This window comes from Paenibacillus sp. 2KB_20, from assembly GCF_052115765.1.
Taxonomy (GTDB): domain Bacteria; phylum Bacillota; class Bacilli; order Paenibacillales; family Paenibacillaceae; genus Paenibacillus_AQ.
Genome location: NZ_JBFRHH010000005.1, coordinates 1 through 21658, shown reverse-complemented (window position 1 = coordinate 21658; position 21658 = coordinate 1). Strand labels below are relative to the sequence as shown.

The window sequence follows — 21658 nt, the reverse complement described above, 5'->3', positions numbered from 1 at the left end:
GGATGAATCGATCTTCCATTTTATTGATTACGAAGGGAGTGTTTACATACATGAGTTACGCGATCGGTGTTGATATTGGGGGGACGAAAGTCCAGTTTGCAGTCATTGATCGAGAAGGAAAGATCATAAACCGGCATCTGATGCCTACCGAGGCGAACAAAGGGCCGGAGCAGCTTATGAACAAAGTCCTGCTTGGCATCGACATGATGATGGAATCCGCCGGTTCAGAGGAAGAGGTGCAAGGTATCGGTATCGGCAGCGCAGGCCAAATTGATTTTCGGGAAGGGACCGTTCTATACGCAGGAGATACGTTGCCAGGTTGGACGGGGATGGAGATTAAACGAAAGGTATCCGAACGTTACGATACCCGGGTGCATGTTGACAATGATGTTAATGTTATAGCCATTGCCGAGAAAATGTACGGCGTTGGCAAGGATTGTGATAACTTTGTGTGCCTTGCTCTTGGTACGGGGATTGGCGGTGCCGTTATCGAATCGGGGCGTCTTCTTCGAGGGGTCTTTGGCGGGGCAGCGGAGCTTGGCCATGTCAGTATTGACATCAACGGTCCTCGCTGCAGCTGCGGAAATAACGGCTGTATTGAGCTGTATGCTTCAGGCAGCGGCATTGCCAGATTAGGGCTTGAGATGCAGAAGAGTGAAAGCGCTTCATATGATTGGGAACCTAATGCCCGGGATATTGTTAAGGCCTGGCACCGGGATGATCCGTCGGCCACGGAGGTGATGCGGGTTGTTATCCGAGCACTGGGAGCGGCTGTTGCCGGTTATATTCATGCATTTAATCCGGAGGTAGTGGTGATTGGCGGGGGAGTGGCGGAATCGGGTCCTCGTTTTTTGCAGGCGCTCGATCAGGAGGTCGATGTCCGGACTTCTTCGTATATGAGAAGCTGCTGCAGGATTATGCCTGCTAACTTTGGCAGTGATGCAGGTGTCATAGGCGCAGCTGCTCAAGTGTGGCATTACGGTGAGATGGATTCTATGTTGTAAGTAATATAGGAGAATTATTCCTTCAAAAATCAGGTAGAGGATTAGTGGTGTCTTGTCAGGCTTATGAGGGTGAACGAGGGTGTCAACTAAGGCAGTTTTGCATCGTCTTAAAAAAGCAATAAAAGGAGCCGCGCGTTTAGCCCGGCTCCTTTTATTAATTGAGTTTGTTACTTATGCTTTCCGCCATTCCTCGATCGCTTTATGTAGGCGAGACAACGCCTCCTGAACGGTGGCGCGTGTGCAGGCCAAGTTCATGCGCATGAAACCTTCGCCTTCCTTGCCGAAGGCTGCTCCGCTGTTTAAACCAAGCTTCGCCTCATGAACCAGGAAGCGGTTTAACTCCTCGTGGGACATGCCCATCCCGCGGAAATCAATCCACAGCAGGTAAGTGGCTTCCGGGATAACCACCTTAAGCTCGGGCAGATGCTCCTGGGCGAAATTCGAAACCAGCTCCATGTTCTCGCGGATATAAACCAGAAGTTCATCCAGCCATGGTCCGCCTTCACGGTAAGCGGCCTCGGTGGCGGCGGCACCCATCGGTGTAATGGAGCCAATGGCGTAACGGTTCAGTATTTTGCGGAACTTGCTGCGCAGCTGCGCATTCGAGATGATGATGTTCGCCGTATTCAGACCGGCGATATTAAACGTCTTGCTTGGTGCGGTGCAGATGATGGAACGCTCGGCAGCATCCTCGGACAGAGCGGCGAATGGCGTATGCGCACCAGATTCAAACACCAGATCTGCATGGATTTCATCGGATACAACAAGCACATCGTATTGCTGACAGAGGGAGGCCAGACGATCCAATTCCGTTCTAGTCCACACCCGGCCTACTGGGTTGTGCGGACTGCACAGAATGATCATTTTGACGTTGCCGGTAGAAAAACTCTTCTCCAAATCCTCGAAATCCATCGAGTAATCTCCGTCCTCACTTCGAAGCAGCGGATTATGAACGAGCTCACGACCATGATCCTGAACGACGCTATAGAATGGCGGATAGACCGGCGTCTGGATGACAACTTGATCGCCCGGCTCGGTGAACGCATCCACAATAAGGCTGAGTGCCGGAACGACACCCGGACAGAATTGAATCCACTCCTGCTGGATACTCCAGTTGTGGCGTTTCTTCATCCAGTCGCAAATCGCTTCACGGTAAGAGTCGGACGGGAACGTATATCCGAATACACCATGCTCCACCCGTTGATGGAGCGCCTTTACAACGGCGGGTGGAGCGGCAAAATCCATGTCAGCCACCCACATCGGAAGCGCGTCGGGCACGCCGAAGATGGTGGGAACATTGTCCCATTTCTGACAGTCGGTACAGGTTCGGTCTATTGCAAGATCAAAATTCATATGTAAATTCCTCCTAGTAGAGATGAGTTAGCGCTAAGCTACAAATTTAGCTAATGTGATTAAGCCGGTAATCGTAATTACGTTTAGTATGGTCGATATAAGGACAGTTTGTGCAGCAAAATCCGGCTCATTCTGATATTCTTCCGCCAAGATGGATGAATTTACGCCAACCGGCATGCCTGAAGCAATGATGAGTGCTTGAGCCGGGATGCCCTTTAAGCCGAGCAGCAGCACGATTAGAATGCCGATGGCCGGCGCGACCAGGAGACGCAGCAGCACGCTGAGGTAGACATCGAGCCGACGCAGGCGGAGCGGATATTTGATGATCTGTGCGCCGAGCGTCAGCAGGGCGATCGCCACCATGGACTGATCCGCATACATCAGCGGCTGTGAGATAAAGACCGGAAGCGGCAACGCCAGGGCATGCAGCACTATGCCGATGACGAGGGCATAGGGAACGGGCATTTTCAGGAATCCGATGATGGCCTGTTTGTATAATCCTTCTGTCTTGGCCCCTTGAATGGAAATAACTCCGTACGTGAACGTAAGGAGGCTCTGAAAAGACATGATGAGCGCTTGCACCGAGCCGGCCATCGGATCACCCTTGAAGGCGAGATCATTGATCGGAAGGCCGTAGTTTCCCGAATTATCGAGCAGAAGGCTGTTGGTAAAAGCTGCTCTCATCCCCCGATTGAACTTGCGCTGCTTGGCAACCAGCATGCTGATCAGGTAGAGGACGCCGATATAGAGCGCATAGAATAAGGCCACCATGCCCAGCAGCTGCGGTGACATTTTGGACTCGTACATACTCATAAATACGGCTGCAGGCGTAATGTAGTAAAAGTTAATTTTAGCGAGTGTGTACAAATCGAGTTTAAAGGCATATTGCATAATAATGCCAAAGCCTATCAGGACAAAGATGGGAAGTACCACTTCAAGTAAAATGTCGGCGATCATGCTGTTGTCATCTTCTTTCCATGAGTGTAGCTTAAGGTAAATATCTGGCTGTCGTATGACGCCATGTCATTATATCATGACAAAGGATAGTTGACACTTGATTCCGTATGGAAAAAAGAACAATTGTCGCTGGCCACAACCAATCGCTTTATACCTGGGCTGCACGCAAAAAGGGTGTTCCCTTGGCCGACGCCCAGGGAACACCCTTGGATGGTTATAGCAATAGTAGCGTCTGTTGACGCATCATTATTGCGGGTTGGTTGTCCAAATTCCGGCGGTTTTGACAAATACACGCTGCGGCAGCTTCAGTGCAGCGAGCACAAGCTCAGCTACGTCTTCCGGCTGCAGCATCCGGTCCTCGTCCCCGATCTTCAGGCCGGCATTGACGGCAAGATCCGTGTTAACGGTGCTTGGGGTCAGAGCGGTTACGCGAATGTTGTGTTTGCGAACCTCCTGCAGCACGGCTTCGGTCAGTCCCATAACGGCAAATTTTGAAGCGTTATAGGCAGAGCCTGTGGCGAATCCACGCTCTCCGGCCGTAGAAGAGATGTTGATGATATCACCCTTGTTATGCTCGATCATGCCCGGCAGTGCCGCGCGCGTCATGTAGTACGTTCCCATCAGGTTCACGTCGACGATACGTTTCCAGGCTTCAGGTTCCATCTCCAGCAGATTGCCGAATTGGGCAATGCCCGCATTGTTGATTAGAATGTCCACCGAGCCCAGCTCCATGTTTACCGCTGCAAAAGCAGCCTCTGCCTCGCTCTGTACGGAAACGTCGGCAACTGCGGCCACGGCTCTGACGCCATATTGTTCAGCAACCAGGGCGCTCAGCGGTTCCAGATCAGCTGCCGTACGGGCGACAAGCCCGACGTGCACACCTTCCTTGGCAAGCGCGATCGCCAGGGCGCGTCCAATCCCTTTACCTGCACCCGTGATGAGGGCTGTTTTATTTTTCAGGCTCATGTACACTCACTCCTTCACATCAATAAAAAAATATGGTTTCGTTGACCAGTATACCCTGTAGCATCGGCTATTACCAAATGCTTGCGATCCATCGACAGGAATTTGTTATAATCGTAGCAGCGAAAAAACATAAGCGTGTTCATTATTATTTCAGGAAGTGGAGGAACAACCTATGCTGCACGCGCTGGACATCATAACCGCTTTTCGGCAGGGGGATGAAGCGGCTGCCAAGAGGCATCCATGGTTAATGAAACTGGTATCGGCCGAAGAACGAATCGTGAATCTGGAACGAATTACGTCCATCGGCCAATTAGCCCATGCCAACCCCGTGCTGGATTATGTAGAACGCACCTTGAAGATACTGGATTCGCTCCCTGCCTCCTATTGGATCAAAGAATTGCTGGAAGAAGTACTGGTATGGGCGGAAACGGCCAAGGGCGGAACCATGCGAGAACGCCTGCGCTGGCAGCAGTCGGGCATCAACTTGTTCCTTCATAATATCGGGTCCGCCCAGCTATACGAGAGACATATTCGGGACGGTAATGGAACCCTGCCTCCGCATGAAGAGATGGTACACACACTCATACTTACCCATGGACTGCTTGGGCAACACATTCGGGGGGAAGTCGCTTTCGAGGAAAATTTGCCGCTGCATAAGCTTACGGAGGAAGGACGGCTGACCGCAGATGAGTTGATCCGGCTGTTAATCCCTTTGAATCACTGCATCATCGGTGGTGTATCGGAAAAGCTTTGGCATTCCGTTCAGGAAGAAATAACGCAGCTTATTCGCATTCTTGCCGAAGGGACCGTACCGGATCGATGGACTTATGAGGAGAGGCTGCGCCGTCTCCGGTCTGTTTCGATTGCCCGGGGAGAAGACTTCGATAAGCAGCTTCAAGGGATTCGTGAGCAGTGTGATCTGTCAGCTGCCCTGCGTGGATTTCAGGATATGACGCTCTGGTATGTGGAGGCTGCCCTGCAGGATTTCTCGTTGGAGGAGTTCATGAAGGTTCTTTTGCTAGCTCTCCATTCGGAGAAGCAGAGCCCGGTTCAGCAAGTTGCGGAGGGACAGCGAGATCAGCTGCTACCGGATTCGGTGAGTCACTTAAGCTTTGAGCCGCTGATGAATGATATGTATTACGATTATAAAGGCGTCAAGAAGCTGAACATATATAAGAAGAGAATGATTGAGCAATATTTGCGCCAAACGGATTGGACGGCTTGCCTTCACGGGCCGGTGATGGCCAACCCGCATCTGAGCCATCGGATCGAACGGAAGCCGGAGCTTCCGGATACGGTATTCTTTACCTTCGAATTCTCGCAAGCGGCCGAGAAATTAATTGAATTTTGCATCGAAGCGGAGAAGTCGCCGCTCTATGAGAAAGCGGTCCTGCTCCTGTTTGACCTGTTCGGCCTGCGCCGGGACGCCTACGACAGGTTTCATAACGAAGAGAGTTATTTGAGCGATATGAACAGCACGGGAGATTACAAAAAAGTGATTCTGGATTATATTACGGGAACGGCGGTGCTGGATATCGGTCCCGGGGGCGGCGTGCTGCTTGACCTGATCGAGGAACGGCTGCCGCATGTGCGTCCGGTTGGGATCGATATCTCCTCAAACGTGATTGAAGCGCTGGAGAAACGCAAACGCCTGGAGCACAAGGCATGGGAAGTGATGAAGGGGGACGCGCTGAATCTCAGGGACTACGTGGAACCCGGAAGTGTCGATACGGTCATCTTCTCCTCGATCTTGCATGAGTTGTATTCGTATATCGAGATAGACGGATCCCGTTTCAATACCGCCACTGTGGAGGCCGCGCTGACCAGTGCCTACGAAGTGCTTGCACCCGGCGGCCGTATCATTATCCGTGACGGGATTATGACTGAGCCCGGGGACACCTGGAGAAGGATTCGCTTCCGGGAGGCGGATGGGCTGGAATGGCTGACCCGGTATGCCTCGGATTTCAAGGGCCGGGTCATAACATACGAGCAGCTGTCCGAGACGGAAGTGCGCATGCCTATAAACGATGCAATGGAGTTCCTGTATACCTATACTTGGGGCGCCGAGGCCTATGTGCATGAGGTGCAGGAGCAGTTTGGCTACTTTACGCCTACGCAGTATGCGGAATGCATACGCGGGACGCTAGGTCCCGAGGTGATCATCCGCGTGCAGCAGCATTATTTGCAGGAAGGATATGCCGAGGCATTGGCTGATCGCATCGAATTCATGGATGAAGATGGGAAGCCGGTGACGCTGCCTGACAGCACTTGCTTGTACGTCATCGAGAAGCCGGTCCATACCCAGAAGAGACAATAACAGGCTGTACTGAAAAAAGAGGACCCGCACGCTAGTTATAGCGTACGGGTCCTTGTTCATTGGTTGTCGTTTAATCTGCCATGGTCACTGTGTACACAAGTGGTCCGGCATGTGTAGCATTGCTAGAATTTGCGAAGTAGTCCTAACCCGAAGAGATGCTATTCCTGCTTCTTGGGGTCCGGATAATCCTTGCCGAGCGTATCAACCGTCACTTTCTTCATGATGGGCACCTCAAGCGGCTTGTCCATCTGATCACGCTCCAAGCCCACGATCTCCTCAGCCGTTTCCATCCCCTCAATCACCTTACCGAAGGATGCGTACTGTGCATCCAGGGAAGGAGCATCCGCAACCATGATAAAGAATTGCGATCCGGCGGAGTTTGGATCCTGTGCGCGGGCCATCGATAATACGCCTGTCGTATGCTTTAGGTCATTCTGAAAGCCGTTGGACGTAAATTCGCCGGGAATAGCGTAGCCAGGTCCCCCCGTTCCGTTACCGTCAGGGTCGCCTCCCTGAATCATGAAGCCGGGGATGACGCGGTGAAAGCCTGTCCCGTCATAGAATCCTTGTTCCACCAGGGAGATGAAATTGTTCACGGTATTCGGCGCAACCTCTGGATAAAGCTCCAGCTTTATCGTTTTGCCGTTCTCCATCTCAATTGTGACAATAGGATGGCTGGCGTTCGGGTCCGGCACATTCTGCTTAACCTCGGGCTCCTTCGGGGGTTCCGTTTCGGGTGCTGTTGCCCCGTTTGTCGAACCTGTTCCGCCGCCTGAGCCGCTTTCGGATCCCTTGTCATTCTGACCGCATGCCGTCATTACAAGCAGCAGCCCAATGATGACAAATAGGGCGGGCATCCAGCGTGTTCTGCGTTTCAACATCATTGATTCCTCCTGTGTTATTCCTTATCAAGCCTTAAGTATTTAATCTGTATCATATTTTATCACAGGTTGGACAAGTACTGAAAATCGAAAAAGATGAGTATACATATCTAAAGCTTCCATCGAAGTAATCTCACAGAAGATAGACGGCGTATAGAGGATGTTTTCCTTGCGATGATCGAGTCGGTTCAGCTTCTCGTTCTATTTTCAAAAAATAAGCCTCCGGACTTGTAGCAAGTCTGGAAGCTTAAGGGAAGGAAAACTTTGAACTGTCTCTACTTCGCCGGAAATATGCCCTCCACTTTGTTTAGAGGGAGCAGAATCCGGGAACGGTTCTTATCCTTGGCAAGCAATTCAATAAAATCGGCTCCGATTCTGACCAGACGGATCCGGTTAAAGGCACCATGGGTAGGGAAGGTGGTCCGCACACCTACCAGCATCGTTTTGCCCGGCGGCTTGACATCAAATACCCGAACCGAGTTGAGACTGGACGGTATAAAGAGCTCGCCATGTACCTTGATGAAATTTTTCGGAAATACCCGCTGTAAACGTCCGGGTTCTAAACCGGTGTTCGGTGCGTTGACTTCAACCAGATGACCGGTTAAAGAGGCCAGTCGCTGCTGGAGCGTGATTTTATGTCCGCAGGGATGGAGCGGCAATCCTTTCATATTCAGCATCATCCTTCCAGGGTCGTATAGTGTAGTGTATGTTGGAAGGTATGACATGGGTGAACGTAGAGGTTCACATTTCCGGCGTGAAGGATCAGGAAGATGAAGAGTTTCCGCGGTTCCTCCTAGTGAATCTAGTCTTTGAAATGGTTGGCTAGTATAAGAACTGATAGCTCGACCCATACTGTTTTACTATAAAGATGTTGTATGGGAGGCATAGGCATGGAAAGAAAGGGAAACATATTAACAGCACTCATATGGGGTACCTTGATCGGCATCTTGCTGTGGATGTCATTTCTCGGCTGGCTGGATATCATATTCGGAAAATAGACGATCGTACCTATACTAGTATAAGACCCGCCTTCCTATTGGAGAGGCGGGTTTTGCAGGTTTAGTCGTCTCCGCCATGGCTGCCGTTTAGTAGATCGATACCGTGCATCTGCTCCGTCGGCGGGGCAGCGGGGTCCACCGGGCTATTGGCCGCAATAGCGTCCGCATCCGGTACATCCTCCAGCGGCTGGTACTCATCTTCTCCGGACGGGTAATCTTTAAAAATGTCCTGGTTTAAAAACGCAGTCCCGCTGCCGGTTAATGATGCGTCTGCTGCAAGCCGCCGCTCCGTATCGCCGGAGTATTGGCCGATAATTTCGTCTCCGGGACGAGAAGGGGGTTCGCCTTCGACGGCCCGCCATTCCCGATCCGTTACATCATCTGCGACATCGCGAATGTAGGTTTCATCGACTGGTCGATCCCCCTCTATCCGGTCTGCTTCTGCCTGCTCTGAGGGTGAAGAGGAAAAGGTTCTCTCGTCGGCAATTGTCCACTGCTCGGGATCGGCACCGGTAGCTTCCCATGCATCGATGGCGCTGTAATCCGGGTCCATACGCTCCTCCGGTTTTGCATCCGCAGGTGCCGCTTCATTCAGATCATACGCGATATGGTCCGCATCTTCGCTGCTTAGGCTTTGCTCCGTGTAGGTGTTGACGTCTCTCAGATCATCTTGCGGAATCATCTCCGTATCCTCAACTCTCCGCTTAGCCTCGAATTCCAAATATGTCAAGTCTGCCAGCGTATTCCGATTGTTTTCGTCGCGCATATTGACCATCTCCTTCTATGATTTCAAATACATTTCAAAATACAACAGGTTTCTATACTTCGACTTTACCCGCTGAAGCAAGAATGAATCCCGGGTACGTTCAGGCGATGATGAACCATACAAGTTCTATCTTTCCCTGTCATTTGCAGCATTATGAAAATTTTAAAACAGGAAAAATGGACGAAATTCAAAACAAACGGGAGAAAATGTATGAATTCGTGGAATAGGACCGCTAAATAGATAATGAAATTTTGAAATGATCCCGTTATAATCGAAAAAGTGACTATCGGACCGGGACAATCCTGAGAGTGGATTGTCAATCAACTACAATAGGACAGGAAGTGATTAGGACTTTGTTTCAATGGATTAAACAAGGCTTCTTTGGCAATTCACGCAGAGATATTTTGTCAGGATTGACGGTAGCGTTCGCTCTCATACCGGAAGCGATCGCATTCTCTATCATGGCGGGTGTCGATCCCATGGTCGGACTCTATGCTTCTTTTGTGATTGCTGTCAGTATTTCATTCTTCGGCGGACGTCCCGGTATGATCTCCGCAGCGACAGGGGCCATGGCATCATTAATGGGACCGCTCGTGGCGATGCACGGGATTGAGTATTTGTATGCGGCAACGATTCTTACAGGAATCTTGCAATTGTTGATGGGGGCGCTCAAATTCGGACGGTTTATTACGTTTGTCCCCCAGCCGGTCATCACCGGATTCGTGAACTCGCTAGCCATCATTATTTTTCTGGCCCAGCTTCCGAATTTCAAGGGTGAATCGTGGCCGATGTACTTGATGGTCATCGGAACGCTGCTCATCATCTATTTGCTGCCGCTGGTTACCAAAGCGATTCCCTCGGCGCTTGTTGCCATCATCGTAATGACGATCATAGCGGTGTGGTTCAAGGCTCCTGTGCAAACGGTGGGGGACATGGGCAACATTAGGCAGGCTCTTCCGTTCTTCCACATTCCGAATGTAACCATCAGTTTGGATATGATCATGACGATATTGCCTATTTCTCTAGCTCTTGCTGTCGTCGGGATGACGGAATCGCTGCTGACGGCGTCGCTAGTCGATGAGCTGACGGATACCGGCAGCGACAAGAACCGCGAAATCCGCGGTCAGGGTGTTTCCAACGTGATCACAGGATTCTTCGGCGGCATGGCCGGTTGCGCTATGATCGGACAGACGGTGATTAATGTGAAATCAGGCGGTCGCACCCGGTTATCAACCCTGGTGTCTGGTGTGTTCCTGCTGTTTCTCATCATCGTGCTCGGCGACGTCGTGAAACAAATTCCGATGGCAGCGCTTGTCGGGGTCATGTTTATGGTTTCGATCGGTACGTTTGAATGGGGATCGCTTCGCACACTTCACCGTGTTCCGCTGGGTGATGCCATTGTCATGCTGGCAACGGTGATCATCGTGGTGGCAACGCATAATCTGGCCATCGGGGTCATGACCGGTACTATGTTAAGCGCGTTGAATTTCGGCTGGAAAATGGCAAAAATCCAGGCCATACCGCATGTGCAGCCAAACGGTATGAAGGTATATGAAATCCGGGGGCCGTTATTTTTCGGTACAATGATGTATTTTATAAACCTGTTTGCCGTGAATGAGGACCCTGAGCATGTCGTGATTGATTTTTCCAAATCCCATGTATGGGATCAGTCAGCCACGAATGCCATTTCCAAGGTATTGAATAAGTACAAGGAAGCGGGTAAAGCCATTACGCTCGTGGGGTTGAACGATGAAAGTCAGCGGATGGTTGATAAAGTCGGCCTTGCTTCAAGCTCCACTCACTAGAAACGAAAAGGGATTGCTTTTTAGCCTTAGGGTTAAGAGCGATCCCTTTTTATTTTGCCTTTATGTAATAAAAATTTTACAAACGGAACAGACGTTTCATGTTATATTGATTGTAAATGAACACGAAGTTTGTCGAATCAGCCGGACGGTGAAGATGCGGACTTTTATTGACTATAGACGGTTAGAGGTGCTGACTAGATGAAGGATATGCCCAAATACATATTCCTGCTTCTGCTGGTAGTGCCGCTGCTGCTGCTTATATCGATCATATCACCGGGAAAATCGGAAGCAAAGAATGCTCAAACCGTGATACCCGATTGGCAGTTTATGTGGGATGACGAACAACAGGATGTTGTTTCGCCGGTCAACCTGCAGGGAAGAAGTTGGTTGGCGGGAATACCAGACAAGACGGGACCCCCAAAGTCAGATGGGGTGTATTCAGCATGGAATCGTTTTACTTTGCCCGCTCTCCCTTGGAAGCATTCGGCCATCATGATTGCCCGCATTAAGGGACAGGATGTTTTGGCTTTTTTGGATAATGAACAGGTGTATGAAGCCAAGCGAGACTATATGTATACGAGTCATTCTCTTCTGCTTCCGATCCATCCGGATGATGCTGGCAAGACCGTTTATATATGGACAAACGGCGTCAGGGATATGACGTTAGGCATCGATGGCGATATTATACTTGGCGAATATGAGCATCTGCGCGGAAGCTTTATTAAGAATGACCTGGAAGATTTCATATTGGGCTGCTCGTTTCTGTTTATTGCGGTGGTCATGTTTTTCTGTTGCTTGTTCCTTCCGAAGCATACGGTATCCAGTTGGCTGTCGCTTAGTGTGATTATTCTGGCAAGCGGGGCTATGCTTATTACGTATTCGCCGTTCCTATACACCTTCTATGGAGACCTGGGGAACGTGTGGGTCGCGGTGTTTGATATTTCACTCTTTGCCGTGCTGCCGGCGCTGTATTACTATTTTGAGAAAATATATGGTTCCGGGCCCTATCGAGTCATTCGCTACTGCCGAAGATTTCAAATAGCCTACTCCATAATGTGCCTGATATTTCTAGTTGCCCAGGTGGTCAGCGATCATTCATTTCACGAGATTTACTATCTTGTTTCGGTGAAGATCTTGGGCATTCTGATTATCCTGCAGATGCTGCTGCTTGTCGGTACCACGATTCTGTATGCTTCCAAGCGGAATAAGGACGCTTATATCTTTTCTGTTGGTTTCGGGATGATGGCGTTAGCAGCGCTCGGAGATCTGCTGGCCTTTTATTACCATGACGGACAATACCATTTCTTTCTATGGAAATGGGGCATCATCGGACTGATTGTCTCTCTGATCGTCATGCTGGGGCGTAAATTCGTCCGCAGCCATGAGCAAGTGCTGCAGTATTCCAGGAAGCTGGAGATGTTTAATAATGAACTTCAGCGATCGGAGAAAATGGAGATTATCAGCGAGCTGGCCGCCTCGGTTGCACACGAGGTTCGCAATCCGCTGCAAGTGACGCGCGGCTTCATGCAGCTTCTGGCACAGAACTCCAAGCAGGCGGAGAAGGAGTATTTTGGACTGGCGCTGAAGGAGCTGGACCGGGCTTCGGGGATCATCACGGATTTCCTCACGTTTGCTAAGCCTGAATTGGAGAATGAGGTCAAGCTGAATGTGTATGAGGAGCTGAAGCATGTGAAAGGCATCCTGCTGCCGCTGGCCAATCTTAGCGGGGGCACGATCGAGCTGGATGTCGCGAAGGAATTATACATGACCGGTAATTCTTCCAAACTTAAACAAGCAATGATTAATATCGTCAAGAACAGTATAGAGGCACTGGATGGAGAAGGGGTTATTCGCATATGGGCCTATGCCAAGGGTGAAGAAGTGGTCATTCACATCAAAGATGACGGCATCGGAATGGATGCTGCGGATCTTGAGAGACTGGGTGAGGCGTACTTCTCCAATAAGTCCAAAGGGACGGGGCTCGGCTTGATGGTCACCTTTCGAATCATCGAAGCGATGCATGGCACCATTCATTTTGTTAGTGAAAAAGGAAGCGGGACAGAGGCTATTATCCGCTTTCCGGCCGTACCTGCTTTGCAGGAGGGGGAAGTATAAATTTAAGAGGGATGCCGTAACGGTATCTCTCTTTGTTATATCTTTAATAGAAAATTTTATCATTTTTCCGAATATTAGAAGGTGGAAGGTTTTGTTGCATCGAATAACACAGTAAGAGTTTCACTCATTATAATGTTTGAGGTGCGTCAATGAGGTCTGGATGGAGAATCGCTGTGTTCCTGATCATCGTTTTTACTTTAAGCCAGGGGTTTCCCAGGCTTGTCTTTGCCACCGAAGAAACGGCAGCTCGTGCAGCGATTAAGGAGTGGAGAGTCCTCTGGTCGGAATCCCGAGGGATTCCGGAGAGCGTGCCCGTCCACATCAATGACTGGATGGAAACTTCGGCCGGTGATTCGAAGCCTTTTAAGCCGCATACCAAGGCATCCGCGTGGATTTATATGAGGATTCCCGAGATCGCCTCTACATCCCCTGGCATTTTGATTGATAAGCTCCACGGGCAGAAGGTTGCGGTTTATGCGGACCATGAGAAGATTTACGAATCTACCCGAACGTACAATTATGAGCTTAATTACATTTTGCTTCCTCTGCATCAGGATATGCTCGGCAAGGATCTTCACATCTGGCTGGAGACCGCTAGGGATCATGTGACAATTGAAGGGAAAATCCTCGTCGGCGATTATCAAGACATGTTTAATCGGTTTGTTAAGTCGAATTTGATGGACATCATTCTCGGGAGCGCCTTCGTATTTATCGCATTGGTGATGTTGATCTGCGCTATTTTTCTGAACCGAAAATATTTGATCGCTGTATTATCCTTATCTTTAATTATTTTATCTGTAGGCATCCTGGTGTTTACATACTCCCCGTTTCTTTATACGATTTTTAATCAATATGGCAATATGTATACTCACTTATATGACATCTCATTATTTATCTTACTTCCTTCGTTCAGTCTCTTTTTTGAAAAAATCTTCGGGCCCGGCTGGAAGGGTTCGCTGCGTAAACTCCGCAAGTTCCAGATCGTCTACTCGCTGTTTTGTGGGCTGTTTCTGATTGCTAATCAATGGGGTTCGAATCAATGGTTCGACCTGTATTATTTCTTCTCCGTTCATGTCATGGGTGTTGTGATGATCGTTCAATTTGTATTGCTGGTCGGAAGCTCCATGTATTATGCCGTTAAGGGAAATAAGGACGCTGTTATTTTTAATGCAGGCTTTGCGGTATTCGCTGTTGTGGGCTTAAGTGAGCTGCTGCAATTTTTCCTCACTCGGGGCAGCTATAATCTCTTCCTTTGGAAATGGGGGATCGTCAGCTTTATTATCGCCCTGATTGTCATTCTCGGACGGCATTTTGCCAAAAATCACGAACGGATTCTTCAATACTCCAAGGAGCTTGAGATGTTCAACAATGAACTGCAGCGTTCGGAGAAAATGGAGATTATCAGTGAGCTAGCAGCATCGGTTGCGCACGAGGTTCGTAACCCGCTGCAAGTAACGCGGGGTTTCCTGCAGCTTCTCACCGGAAAAGCCCAAGCTGCTGAACGCGAATATTTAGATTTGGCTCTGGTGGAGCTGGACCGTGCTTCCGGCATTATTACGGATTTCTTAACCTTTGCCAAACCGGAATTCGGCAAAGACACCGTGCTTCGAGTTTCGGAGGAGTTTAAGCATATTGAAGGCATACTAGGCCCGCTTGCACACCTCCAAGGAGGCAAGATCACCGTAGATATTCCGGAGGATATTACGATTCGGGGGAATTCCTCGAAATTCAAGCAGGCTTTTATCAACATTGTTAAGAATAGCATCGAGGCGCTGGGCGAAGAGGGATTGGTCCATATTCGCTGCTATCGCCAGCAAGACCAGGTATATATTCATGTTGTGGATAATGGCGAAGGGATGGGGCCCGATGTGTTGGCACGGCTGGGAGAGCCTTATTTCTCCAACAAAACGAAGGGGACGGGGCTTGGCCTGATGGTGACCTTCCGCATTATCGAGGCGATGGATGGAGACATTTATTTTACGAGTAAAAAAGGAGTGGGGACGGATGCCGTCATTACGCTTCCCGCAGCTGGCGAATAATTCGCTAAGCTGCGGCAGCGATGACGGTTATCGTCCCCACTCTTTGTACCGATTACTTCTATTTATGAAATGTCCACGCTGTTATGTAGTCTTTACCAGATGGCTCTTTCTTTGGCTTCTGACTTGATCACGCCTGATGGATTCGGAGGAATGACCAGATACAGCTCGTTAGGGTTCTCTTCAAGCGTTCGAATCTCGATGTGGTCGGGAATCCGTACCCCAAGAACTTCCTTGATGGCGGATTTCGGATCGCTGAGCAATTTTGCCTTAAAGCTAGGATCCTCCCAAGCTTTCTGAATCAATTGTGTTTGAAAGATGGCTTCTGTCGTCATAAGAATCACCCTTTCAAATAAATTGGTTATTTTTTACTCTTAAAGAATACCATGGAACAAATATAAAATCTATTATTTTTTGCTTAGAATAGACAAATAATAGTTTAACCCACCATAAGAAAGCGTTTCTTTGCTGTTTTCGATATGATTCGCTTCGGTTTGAAGCTCATCCACCAACGTTTGATGAAAGGAGATGAGATGAGGGGCATCTATATCTATCGATAAGAGATGAGTATGGGTCGCTGCGGCAATGTCTGCATAGGGCTTCATCATGTTGTTGATATAGATGGCTTCTTGAACTTCGGGCAGCGTCAGATTCGCGCCATGTGGTCGTCCCAATTCCGATTTAATGAGAGACAGCAGGCAGTTGTAGCTGCCATCCGCAAGATCCTGCTTCCAATCGGTCCAATCGTCCATCATCTGCAAGGTCAGCAGAACCTGGTTCATCACATCATTCGTTCGTGGAATGAGGCTTGCTTGATCAGATAACAGCAGTGCGGCAGTGCTTCCCAGCTTTACGGGAGCTGCCTTTTTTGCAATCATGGCCCTGTTGTGCTTAAAGTAATCGTCCCGGGTTTCGTGGAGGACGCCTTCAGACCATTCATGCGTGTAGTTTTTGAAATAAGACCAGAAGTCGGAATTCGCTGGAAAGTAGGGCTGATAGGATGTGAGAAACTCGTAATACAGCAGGTTGGCAAGTGCGAGATGGTGTTTAGGATCTATGGGAGACTGACTGTCATAGGGCGAGTCCATGATGTCGTCTTGAATGAAGTAGTACAACATGCCGATAATGTTGGCCGCTGAGAGGTGACGGTATACATCGGCGGGGAGTGAGGTCAGTTCTTTCATCCAGAAGGGAAGCAGATAACAAATGTAATTTTTGGAACTGTCCTGCTCGAACACGTCAAACTTTCTCAAGTATGAAAGACCGATTTTATTCAAGGGAGCAGGGAGCTCGGAAAGCCTTGCTTCGCAGGCTGAGAATGCGGCAGCAAGATCGTCCTCGAATGGCTTGAACCAGTTCATGGAATCACCAACCTATTCTATTTTTAAGGAACCAAGTGCTTACTTGCTATATTAACATGGATCATCATAAAGTTAAATATTACCAGCTGCATTGAATGGGGTATTATGGGATTTTTGATGCTGTGGCGGGTACTTTTGCAGGCGGTACATTGGTCTTCTTGTTTGATTATGGCGACTGACGTTTAAGTTAGGGGTGTACAGCGATAAACCGAAAATGACCACGAGGAGGAATTCATATGACTCAGAAAATTGTAGGAGCTTTTCGGACGGAGCAGGAAGCAACCCGGGCCATTGAGGAACTAAAGCAGCAAGGTTTCAGAGCCGATGAAATCTCGGTTATTGCCAAGGATCGCGGTGAATCTTCTCATATTCAGGACGAGACCGGCACTAAGGCACCTGAGGGCTTGGCATCCGGAGCGGCCACAGGCGGTGTGTTAGGCGGTGTAACCGGATTGCTGGCCGGTTTAGGTGCATTGGCCATTCCGGGCATTGGTCCGATCATCGCGGCAGGTCCGATTGCGGCAACACTTACGGGAGCAGCCGTAGGCGCTGGGGCGGGCGGATTGGTTGGTGGTTTGATCGGCCTCGGAATTCCGGAAGAGCAAGCAGAGGAATATGGGGGCTATGTGGATGAAGGCCATATTCTGGTCATGGTGGATGCAGATGAAACGAATGGTGGCCGGGTATATGATATATTCCGCAGCAATAGCGCCATTAATGAACATCATTACCGTGAAGAAGGCACTTATAGCGGTACCGGCGCGCCGATAGACTCACGCTCTGAAGCAGCGGCTGCTACCGAGGATGCAGTTCCAGACCCTAACCTATATCAAGGTTATGGTGATGGTAATGGCGGTGCCATAAGTCCGGATCGGAATGAAATTTCGAAGAGACGATAAAGGTTATTTATAAAAATATGGATTAACAATAACAAACCGTCCGGGATGAACCGGGCGGTTTGTTCATGCGCGTTAATGTGTGTTTACCGCTTATTGCGCTGTCTCTGCGCTCCCCTCGGCCCGTAACCGGGACCGCCAGGTCCGTGCCCGTGTCCAGGACCACCAGGACCCCCGGGATACCACGAACCCGGACCGTGTCCCGGTCTGCCAGGGTGCCATGGGCCATGTCCATGCCCGTGTCCAGGAAATCCGTGGCCACCGGGGTATCCCGGATAAAACGGAGGATACGGATAGACCGGATAGTAAGGTGGATAGTATGGATAAGGATAGAAAGGGTATCCAGGAAAAGCCCTGGAATACATGGGCTTGTTAGGGATTGAAGGCCTCTTTTAGGATGATGACTCAAGCCATGCACCGCTTTCTATCAGATAGGTTATTTCATCCTATGTGAAAGCGGAGCTGAAATCTAGCAAATAAAAAGGTGCAAATGACCTATCCGCTAAGGGGAAGGATCAAATGCACCTTCAGTGTCCACCTAAAGTCAAATATACTGAAGACCTGCTGTGTACGGGAGAGGAATAGGATCAAAGGTTACGCTTCCGTTTGCCCGATAAGATGATTCCGGATCAAACAGGAGCGAGAGCAACCCCTCATCATCCAGTTCCAATACTTCATTGTTCAGGGTTATACGGTAAGGACCATGTTCGCCATCTGCTTGAATCAGCCCCTCAGGCAGCACAGGAGCCAACTGGCGAAGCAGTTCCGGGCCGCTAACCAAATAAACGGTCCCCTCATTCTGAATATATTCAGGCATGACGCCGGTAGATTGGATTAATGCTGCCAGCTCTTTATCCTGCCAAGGCAGCGGAACCGTTAGCTCTGAAAGGTTGAAGGACGAGATCGCCTCGGCTATGACCAGTGCCGCCGCTTCAGGGCTTCCCCCCCATTCTACAAGGGTAGACTCTCTAGAAGGAGTCATCACAACTCCGGGTACCGCGATGATGGCAAATGCGGTCAGCACGCCGTCTTCTTCGGCGACAAGCACCTGCTGCTCAAGGCGGATCACGTTGGAGTAGGCGCTTGCATCTAGCAGCTTGTTAAGCTCCGAAGCCGTGGTGACATAACCGGCTTCCCGCTGCTCCATTAGCCTTTGAAGGTGGAATAGATCCTGCGGCTGCATCGCCCGAATGCGCACTTGTTTTCCCGTCACCGTCCGCAAGGGCTCAATGGCGCCCTGGTCAAGTTGGAACCGGAATGCACGGCCGAACAAACGGCTGCCTGCCCGGGTGTACAGGGATCTGCCGCCGGAAATGAGGATTAAGGATGCCCCAGAAGCTTCCCCATGACGGATACACTGTTCCAGGAGACTGCCTGCGAGTCGCTGACCCCGGTAATCCGGATCCGTACATACGGAGCCGATGGAATAGACATCTAACCTTGCACCGCGAGTTTGAATGGTAAATGGTACGAACCCCATGAATGAGACGAGTTTGTCTTGATCCCAGGCGCCGTAGGAATGGCTGATTCCCGGTGAGAATATCGGAGGAAAGGATACCCCCATAGAAGGCTGTTCCGGCTGCTTCAGAAAAATACGGTTGGACAGCTCAACAGCTTGATGCAGTTGATCGCTTTTCATAATAGAAATGTTCACTCGATTGACGCCTCCCTTATGTATGTCGCTTGTTACCAGTATAAAGTCATTGGGTGTGGAATTTCCAGTAAACGTTTGCAACTTCTTTGTTTGTCCGGCTTCGTCGTAATCCGTTCTTGAAGAAGCACTTGTTGTGTGCGAGGAAGGGTTAGTTTTCGGGTAATATAACTTACGAATCTGACACCGGAGGGATGAGCTTGCCAAGTTTTGTTGATTCCATGATTTTATTATGCGGCGCTTTGCTTCTGACAGGCGTACTCACCACCAAGTTTTCTTCTCGCTTCGGCATGCCCGCCCTGGTACTGTTTATTGCCATCGGGATGATTCTCAGCCGCTTCATTTATTACGATAATGCGGAGCTCACCCAGCTGGTCGGGATATTTGCGCTGATTGTTATATTGTTTCAAGGCGGGATGCAGACCGATTTCAAAGAAATCAAGCCGGTTTTGGGGACGGCGATTTCGCTTGCCACGATTGGTGTCTTGTTGACAACGGTTGTCGTCGGAATATGCGCCGCATTCATTCTGGATATTTCGTTACAAGAGGGGCTGTTAATTGGTGCGATTGTTGGTTCGACGGACGCGGCGGCCGTTTTCTCGGTTCTCGGCGGAACGAATCTGAAGAAACGGATTCGAATGACGCTGGAGGCTGAATCCGGAAGCAATGATCCGATGGCGGTGTTTCTAACCGTGTCCTTAATCGAATGGATCGAACACCCGAAATTACATTTGATCGGTCTTATTTTTTCCTTCGTGAAGGAGATGGGATTGGGCCTGGTTGTCGGTGTTCTTATTGGAATGCTGGCTGTATATGTGATCAATCGCATCAATTTCGATTCCTCGGGTTTATATCCCGTGACGGCATTGGGATTCGCCGTACTGACTTATGCCGCTGCCGCGTGGCTTGGTGCCAGCGGTTTGCTGGCCGTATACGTTATGGCTTTGCTGCTCGGCAACACCGAGCTGACGTACCGCAAAACAATTCAAGCATTTAACCAAGGTTTTGCATGGATGATGCAGATCGTCATGTTTGTGCTGCTCGGGCTCCTTGTTTTCCCGAACGAGCTGTCGGAGGTCGTATGGCAAGGACTGTTATTGTCTTTGATTCTCATATTAATTGCCAGGCCGATCGGCGTGTTCAGCAGCCTGTTGTTCACCAAATTTGCCATGCGGGAGAAAATATTAATTTCATGGGCGGGCCTTCGCGGGGCCGTTCCGATCGTCCTAGCTACATATCCCGTTCTGGCGGGCATCAGGCACGGAGAATTATTTTTTAATGTCGTGTTCTTTGTTGTGTTGACCTCAGCGGTGATCCAAGGCACTACGATCTCTCCACTTACGCAAAAGCTTTCGCTGGTGGAGAAGGATAAAGCCAAAGCACCGACTTTATTAGAGTTAATGGCTCTTGGACAAGCGGATTCCGAGATCAACCACGTTCTGGTGGATGGAGATTTGCCCATTGTCGGCAAAGAGATTCAGCAACTGAATCTGCCAGATGATATCCTCTTTACGGCTATTATTCGGGAGAAGCGTATCATTACGCCTAAGGGGAGTACGATCATTGAGGCAGGGGACACTATATATGTGATGAATCCAAAGCAAAAGCGGAAGGAAATGAAAACGATCCTGGGCTTGTCCTAGGGTTCTTCATGGCCGGAGAGATATGATGCCTGTCATTGCAGTTGATCTTAAAAATAAATTAGGATAGGTATAAATAGGAGTTAATTTCTTCATCCTATCTTCATCTGATGAGTTTCGATTTCCTTTGCAAAAGAGGCAAGAATCTGTTATGATTAATACAAGGATTTAGAATAAGTCTAAATACAATATTAAAGGAGACGATATAAATGAGTAACTTAACCCAACAAGCACAAGGAACAACAACCAATGAACTTCTACAAATTTTGAACACGCAGGTAGCCAACTGGAGTTTGCTTGGTGTGAAGCTTCACCACTATCACTGGTATGTACAAGGTCATCAGTTCTACGTGCTGCACGAGAAATTCGAGGAACTGTACAATACAGCAGCGAGTTATGTGGATGAACTGGCAGAGCGGATGCTGGCCATTGGCGGTAAACCGGCAGCCAGCATGGCGCAATATTTGAAGCTGTCCACGCTGCAGGAGGTTTCCGATGAGAATACGGCTGAACAGATGGTCGGACAGCTGGTTTCGGATTTCGAGCAGCTTGCCAACGAACTGAAGGCGGGCATCGAAGCCGCGGATCAAGAAGGGGACGACGCTACATCCGATCTGTTGACAGGCATGGTCAGCAATGTACAGAAGCATTCCTGGATGCTGAATGCCTTCTTGGGAAAATAAATCTCACATCTGTATGCTTGCCGTCTCATGACGGATTGTGGAAATAAAAGAGAGAGATCGACCTCATGGGGGTTGATCTCTTTTTTTATTTATGGCTTTAGCCAGTTGAGTGCGTGAAACGCGCGAAACAAAAAACCACCCGCTATGCGGGTGGAGGGATTGAGGGTTTGACCACTAAGACCATTCCGATAAACTTGAGATGTTCAGGCTCAAAGAAAGGAATGGTCTT

The 21658-nt window shown here is 49.5% G+C and carries 18 protein-coding genes; 8 read left to right on the top strand and 10 right to left on the bottom strand.

Going from position 1 to position 21658, the window contains the following annotated elements:
• The first annotated feature begins 2 nt into the window (after positions 1-2).
• Positions 3-1004 (top strand): ROK family protein, encoded by a 1002-nt coding sequence (locus AB4124_RS14785; RefSeq protein WP_441973315.1) that lies wholly within the window; start codon positions 3-5, stop codon positions 1002-1004.
• Between the two features lie 171 nt (positions 1005-1175).
• On the opposite strand, the gene AB4124_RS14780 is transcribed toward AB4124_RS14785, so the two are convergent.
• The 3 genes from AB4124_RS14780 to AB4124_RS14770 all read right to left on the bottom strand — a co-directional run bounded on the left by AB4124_RS14780 (position 1176) and on the right by AB4124_RS14770 (position 4280).
• Positions 1176-2357, bottom strand: a complete 1182-nt coding sequence (locus tag AB4124_RS14780; protein ID WP_339271280.1) for a MalY/PatB family protein — start codon at positions 2355-2357, stop codon at positions 1176-1178.
• A 33-nt stretch (positions 2358-2390) separates the two neighbouring features.
• Entirely contained in the window at positions 2391-3314 is a 924-nt protein-coding gene (locus tag AB4124_RS14775; protein WP_076323014.1) for an AEC family transporter, read from the bottom strand.
• A gap of 246 nt (positions 3315-3560) precedes the next feature.
• Positions 3561-4280, bottom strand: a complete 720-nt coding sequence (locus tag AB4124_RS14770; protein WP_098742445.1) for a 3-ketoacyl-ACP reductase — start codon at positions 4278-4280, stop codon at positions 3561-3563.
• A gap of 172 nt (positions 4281-4452) precedes the next feature.
• Between AB4124_RS14770 and AB4124_RS14765 the strand changes: the two genes are divergently transcribed.
• A complete protein-coding gene (locus AB4124_RS14765; protein WP_441973314.1) occupies positions 4453-6597 on the top strand; it encodes a class I SAM-dependent methyltransferase in 2145 nt (714 codons plus the stop codon).
• A gap of 158 nt (positions 6598-6755) precedes the next feature.
• Here AB4124_RS14765 and AB4124_RS14760 read toward each other — a convergent pair whose 3' ends face one another.
• The 3 genes from AB4124_RS14760 to AB4124_RS14750 all read right to left on the bottom strand — a co-directional run bounded on the left by AB4124_RS14760 (position 6756) and on the right by AB4124_RS14750 (position 9242).
• The gene (locus tag AB4124_RS14760) at positions 6756-7478 is read right to left on the bottom strand and encodes a peptidylprolyl isomerase (RefSeq protein WP_430111453.1); all 723 of its coding nucleotides are present in this window, start codon (positions 7476-7478) and stop codon (positions 6756-6758) included.
• Positions 7479-7753: 275 nt separating this feature from the next.
• Positions 7754-8146, bottom strand: coding sequence for a hypothetical protein (locus AB4124_RS14755; protein ID WP_430111451.1), 393 nt, complete (start codon positions 8144-8146; stop codon positions 7754-7756).
• 391 nt (positions 8147-8537) lie between these two features.
• Entirely contained in the window at positions 8538-9242 is a 705-nt protein-coding gene (locus AB4124_RS14750; protein ID WP_430111448.1) for a hypothetical protein, read from the bottom strand.
• 353 nt (positions 9243-9595) lie between these two features.
• Here AB4124_RS14750 and AB4124_RS14745 point away from each other — a divergent pair, with 353 nt between their 5' ends.
• From AB4124_RS14745 to AB4124_RS14735, 3 genes are all read left to right on the top strand, one after another.
• The gene (locus AB4124_RS14745; RefSeq protein WP_430111445.1) at positions 9596-11047 is read left to right on the top strand and encodes a SulP family inorganic anion transporter; all 1452 of its coding nucleotides are present in this window, start codon (positions 9596-9598) and stop codon (positions 11045-11047) included.
• Positions 11048-11245: 198 nt separating this feature from the next.
• A complete protein-coding gene (locus tag AB4124_RS14740; RefSeq protein ID WP_441973313.1) occupies positions 11246-13162 on the top strand; it encodes an ATP-binding protein in 1917 nt (638 codons plus the stop codon).
• A gap of 149 nt (positions 13163-13311) precedes the next feature.
• Positions 13312-15201: an ATP-binding protein gene (locus AB4124_RS14735; RefSeq protein WP_441973312.1), complete on the top strand. Its 1890-nt coding sequence runs from the start codon at positions 13312-13314 to the stop codon at positions 15199-15201.
• 92 nt (positions 15202-15293) lie between these two features.
• Here the strand turns inward: AB4124_RS14735 and AB4124_RS14730 are convergent, their stop codons facing one another.
• The gene (locus tag AB4124_RS14730) at positions 15294-15533 is read right to left on the bottom strand and encodes an NHLP leader peptide family RiPP precursor (protein WP_098742453.1); all 240 of its coding nucleotides are present in this window, start codon (positions 15531-15533) and stop codon (positions 15294-15296) included.
• A 72-nt stretch (positions 15534-15605) separates the two neighbouring features.
• Positions 15606-16559, bottom strand: coding sequence for a hypothetical protein (locus AB4124_RS14725; protein ID WP_430111440.1), 954 nt, complete (start codon positions 16557-16559; stop codon positions 15606-15608).
• A gap of 236 nt (positions 16560-16795) precedes the next feature.
• Here AB4124_RS14725 and AB4124_RS14720 point away from each other — a divergent pair, with 236 nt between their 5' ends.
• Positions 16796-17458, top strand: coding sequence for a general stress protein (locus tag AB4124_RS14720; RefSeq protein WP_215159665.1), 663 nt, complete (start codon positions 16796-16798; stop codon positions 17456-17458).
• A gap of 22 nt (positions 17459-17480) precedes the next feature.
• Here AB4124_RS14720 and AB4124_RS14715 read toward each other — a convergent pair whose 3' ends face one another.
• Positions 17481-17717, bottom strand: a complete 237-nt coding sequence (locus tag AB4124_RS14715; RefSeq protein WP_430111437.1) for a hypothetical protein — start codon at positions 17715-17717, stop codon at positions 17481-17483.
• A gap of 282 nt (positions 17718-17999) precedes the next feature.
• Positions 18000-19109, bottom strand: a complete 1110-nt coding sequence (locus tag AB4124_RS14710; protein WP_441973311.1) for a GNAT family N-acetyltransferase — start codon at positions 19107-19109, stop codon at positions 18000-18002.
• A 191-nt stretch (positions 19110-19300) separates the two neighbouring features.
• Here AB4124_RS14710 and AB4124_RS14705 point away from each other — a divergent pair, with 191 nt between their 5' ends.
• Complete coding sequence (locus AB4124_RS14705; RefSeq protein ID WP_430111431.1) at positions 19301-20749, top strand: potassium/proton antiporter; 1449 nt, start codon at positions 19301-19303, stop codon at positions 20747-20749.
• Between the two features lie 206 nt (positions 20750-20955).
• The gene (locus AB4124_RS14700; RefSeq protein WP_430111429.1) at positions 20956-21429 is read left to right on the top strand and encodes a Dps family protein; all 474 of its coding nucleotides are present in this window, start codon (positions 20956-20958) and stop codon (positions 21427-21429) included.
• Positions 21430-21658: the final 229 nt, after the last annotated feature.

Bases quoted from the DNA above. Each gene is read 5' to 3' on its own strand.
- AB4124_RS14785 (WP_441973315.1), top strand. From the start codon at position 3: ATGAATCGATCTTCCATTTTATTGATTACGAAGGGAGTGTTTACATAC.
- AB4124_RS14780 (WP_339271280.1), bottom strand. From the start codon at position 2,357: ATGAATTTTGATCTTGCAATAGACCGAACCTGTACCGACTGTCAGAAA.
- AB4124_RS14775 (WP_076323014.1), bottom strand. From the start codon at position 3,314: ATGATCGCCGACATTTTACTTGAAGTGGTACTTCCCATCTTTGTCCTG.
- AB4124_RS14770 (WP_098742445.1), bottom strand. From the start codon at position 4,280: ATGAGCCTGAAAAATAAAACAGCCCTCATCACGGGTGCAGGTAAAGGG.
- AB4124_RS14765 (WP_441973314.1), top strand. From the start codon at position 4,453: ATGCTGCACGCGCTGGACATCATAACCGCTTTTCGGCAGGGGGATGAA.
- AB4124_RS14760 (WP_430111453.1), bottom strand. From the start codon at position 7,478: ATGTTGAAACGCAGAACACGCTGGATGCCCGCCCTATTTGTCATCATT.
- AB4124_RS14755 (WP_430111451.1), bottom strand. From the start codon at position 8,146: ATGAAAGGATTGCCGCTCCATCCCTGCGGACATAAAATCACGCTCCAG.
- AB4124_RS14750 (WP_430111448.1), bottom strand. From the start codon at position 9,242: ATGCGCGACGAAAACAATCGGAATACGCTGGCAGACTTGACATATTTG.
- AB4124_RS14740 (WP_441973313.1), top strand. From the start codon at position 11,246: ATGAAGGATATGCCCAAATACATATTCCTGCTTCTGCTGGTAGTGCCG.
- AB4124_RS14735 (WP_441973312.1), top strand. From the start codon at position 13,312: ATGAGGTCTGGATGGAGAATCGCTGTGTTCCTGATCATCGTTTTTACT.
- AB4124_RS14730 (WP_098742453.1), bottom strand. From the start codon at position 15,533: ATGACGACAGAAGCCATCTTTCAAACACAATTGATTCAGAAAGCTTGG.
- AB4124_RS14725 (WP_430111440.1), bottom strand. From the start codon at position 16,559: ATGAACTGGTTCAAGCCATTCGAGGACGATCTTGCTGCCGCATTCTCA.
- AB4124_RS14720 (WP_215159665.1), top strand. From the start codon at position 16,796: ATGACTCAGAAAATTGTAGGAGCTTTTCGGACGGAGCAGGAAGCAACC.
- AB4124_RS14705 (WP_430111431.1), top strand. From the start codon at position 19,301: ATGAGCTTGCCAAGTTTTGTTGATTCCATGATTTTATTATGCGGCGCT.
- AB4124_RS14700 (WP_430111429.1), top strand. From the start codon at position 20,956: ATGAGTAACTTAACCCAACAAGCACAAGGAACAACAACCAATGAACTT.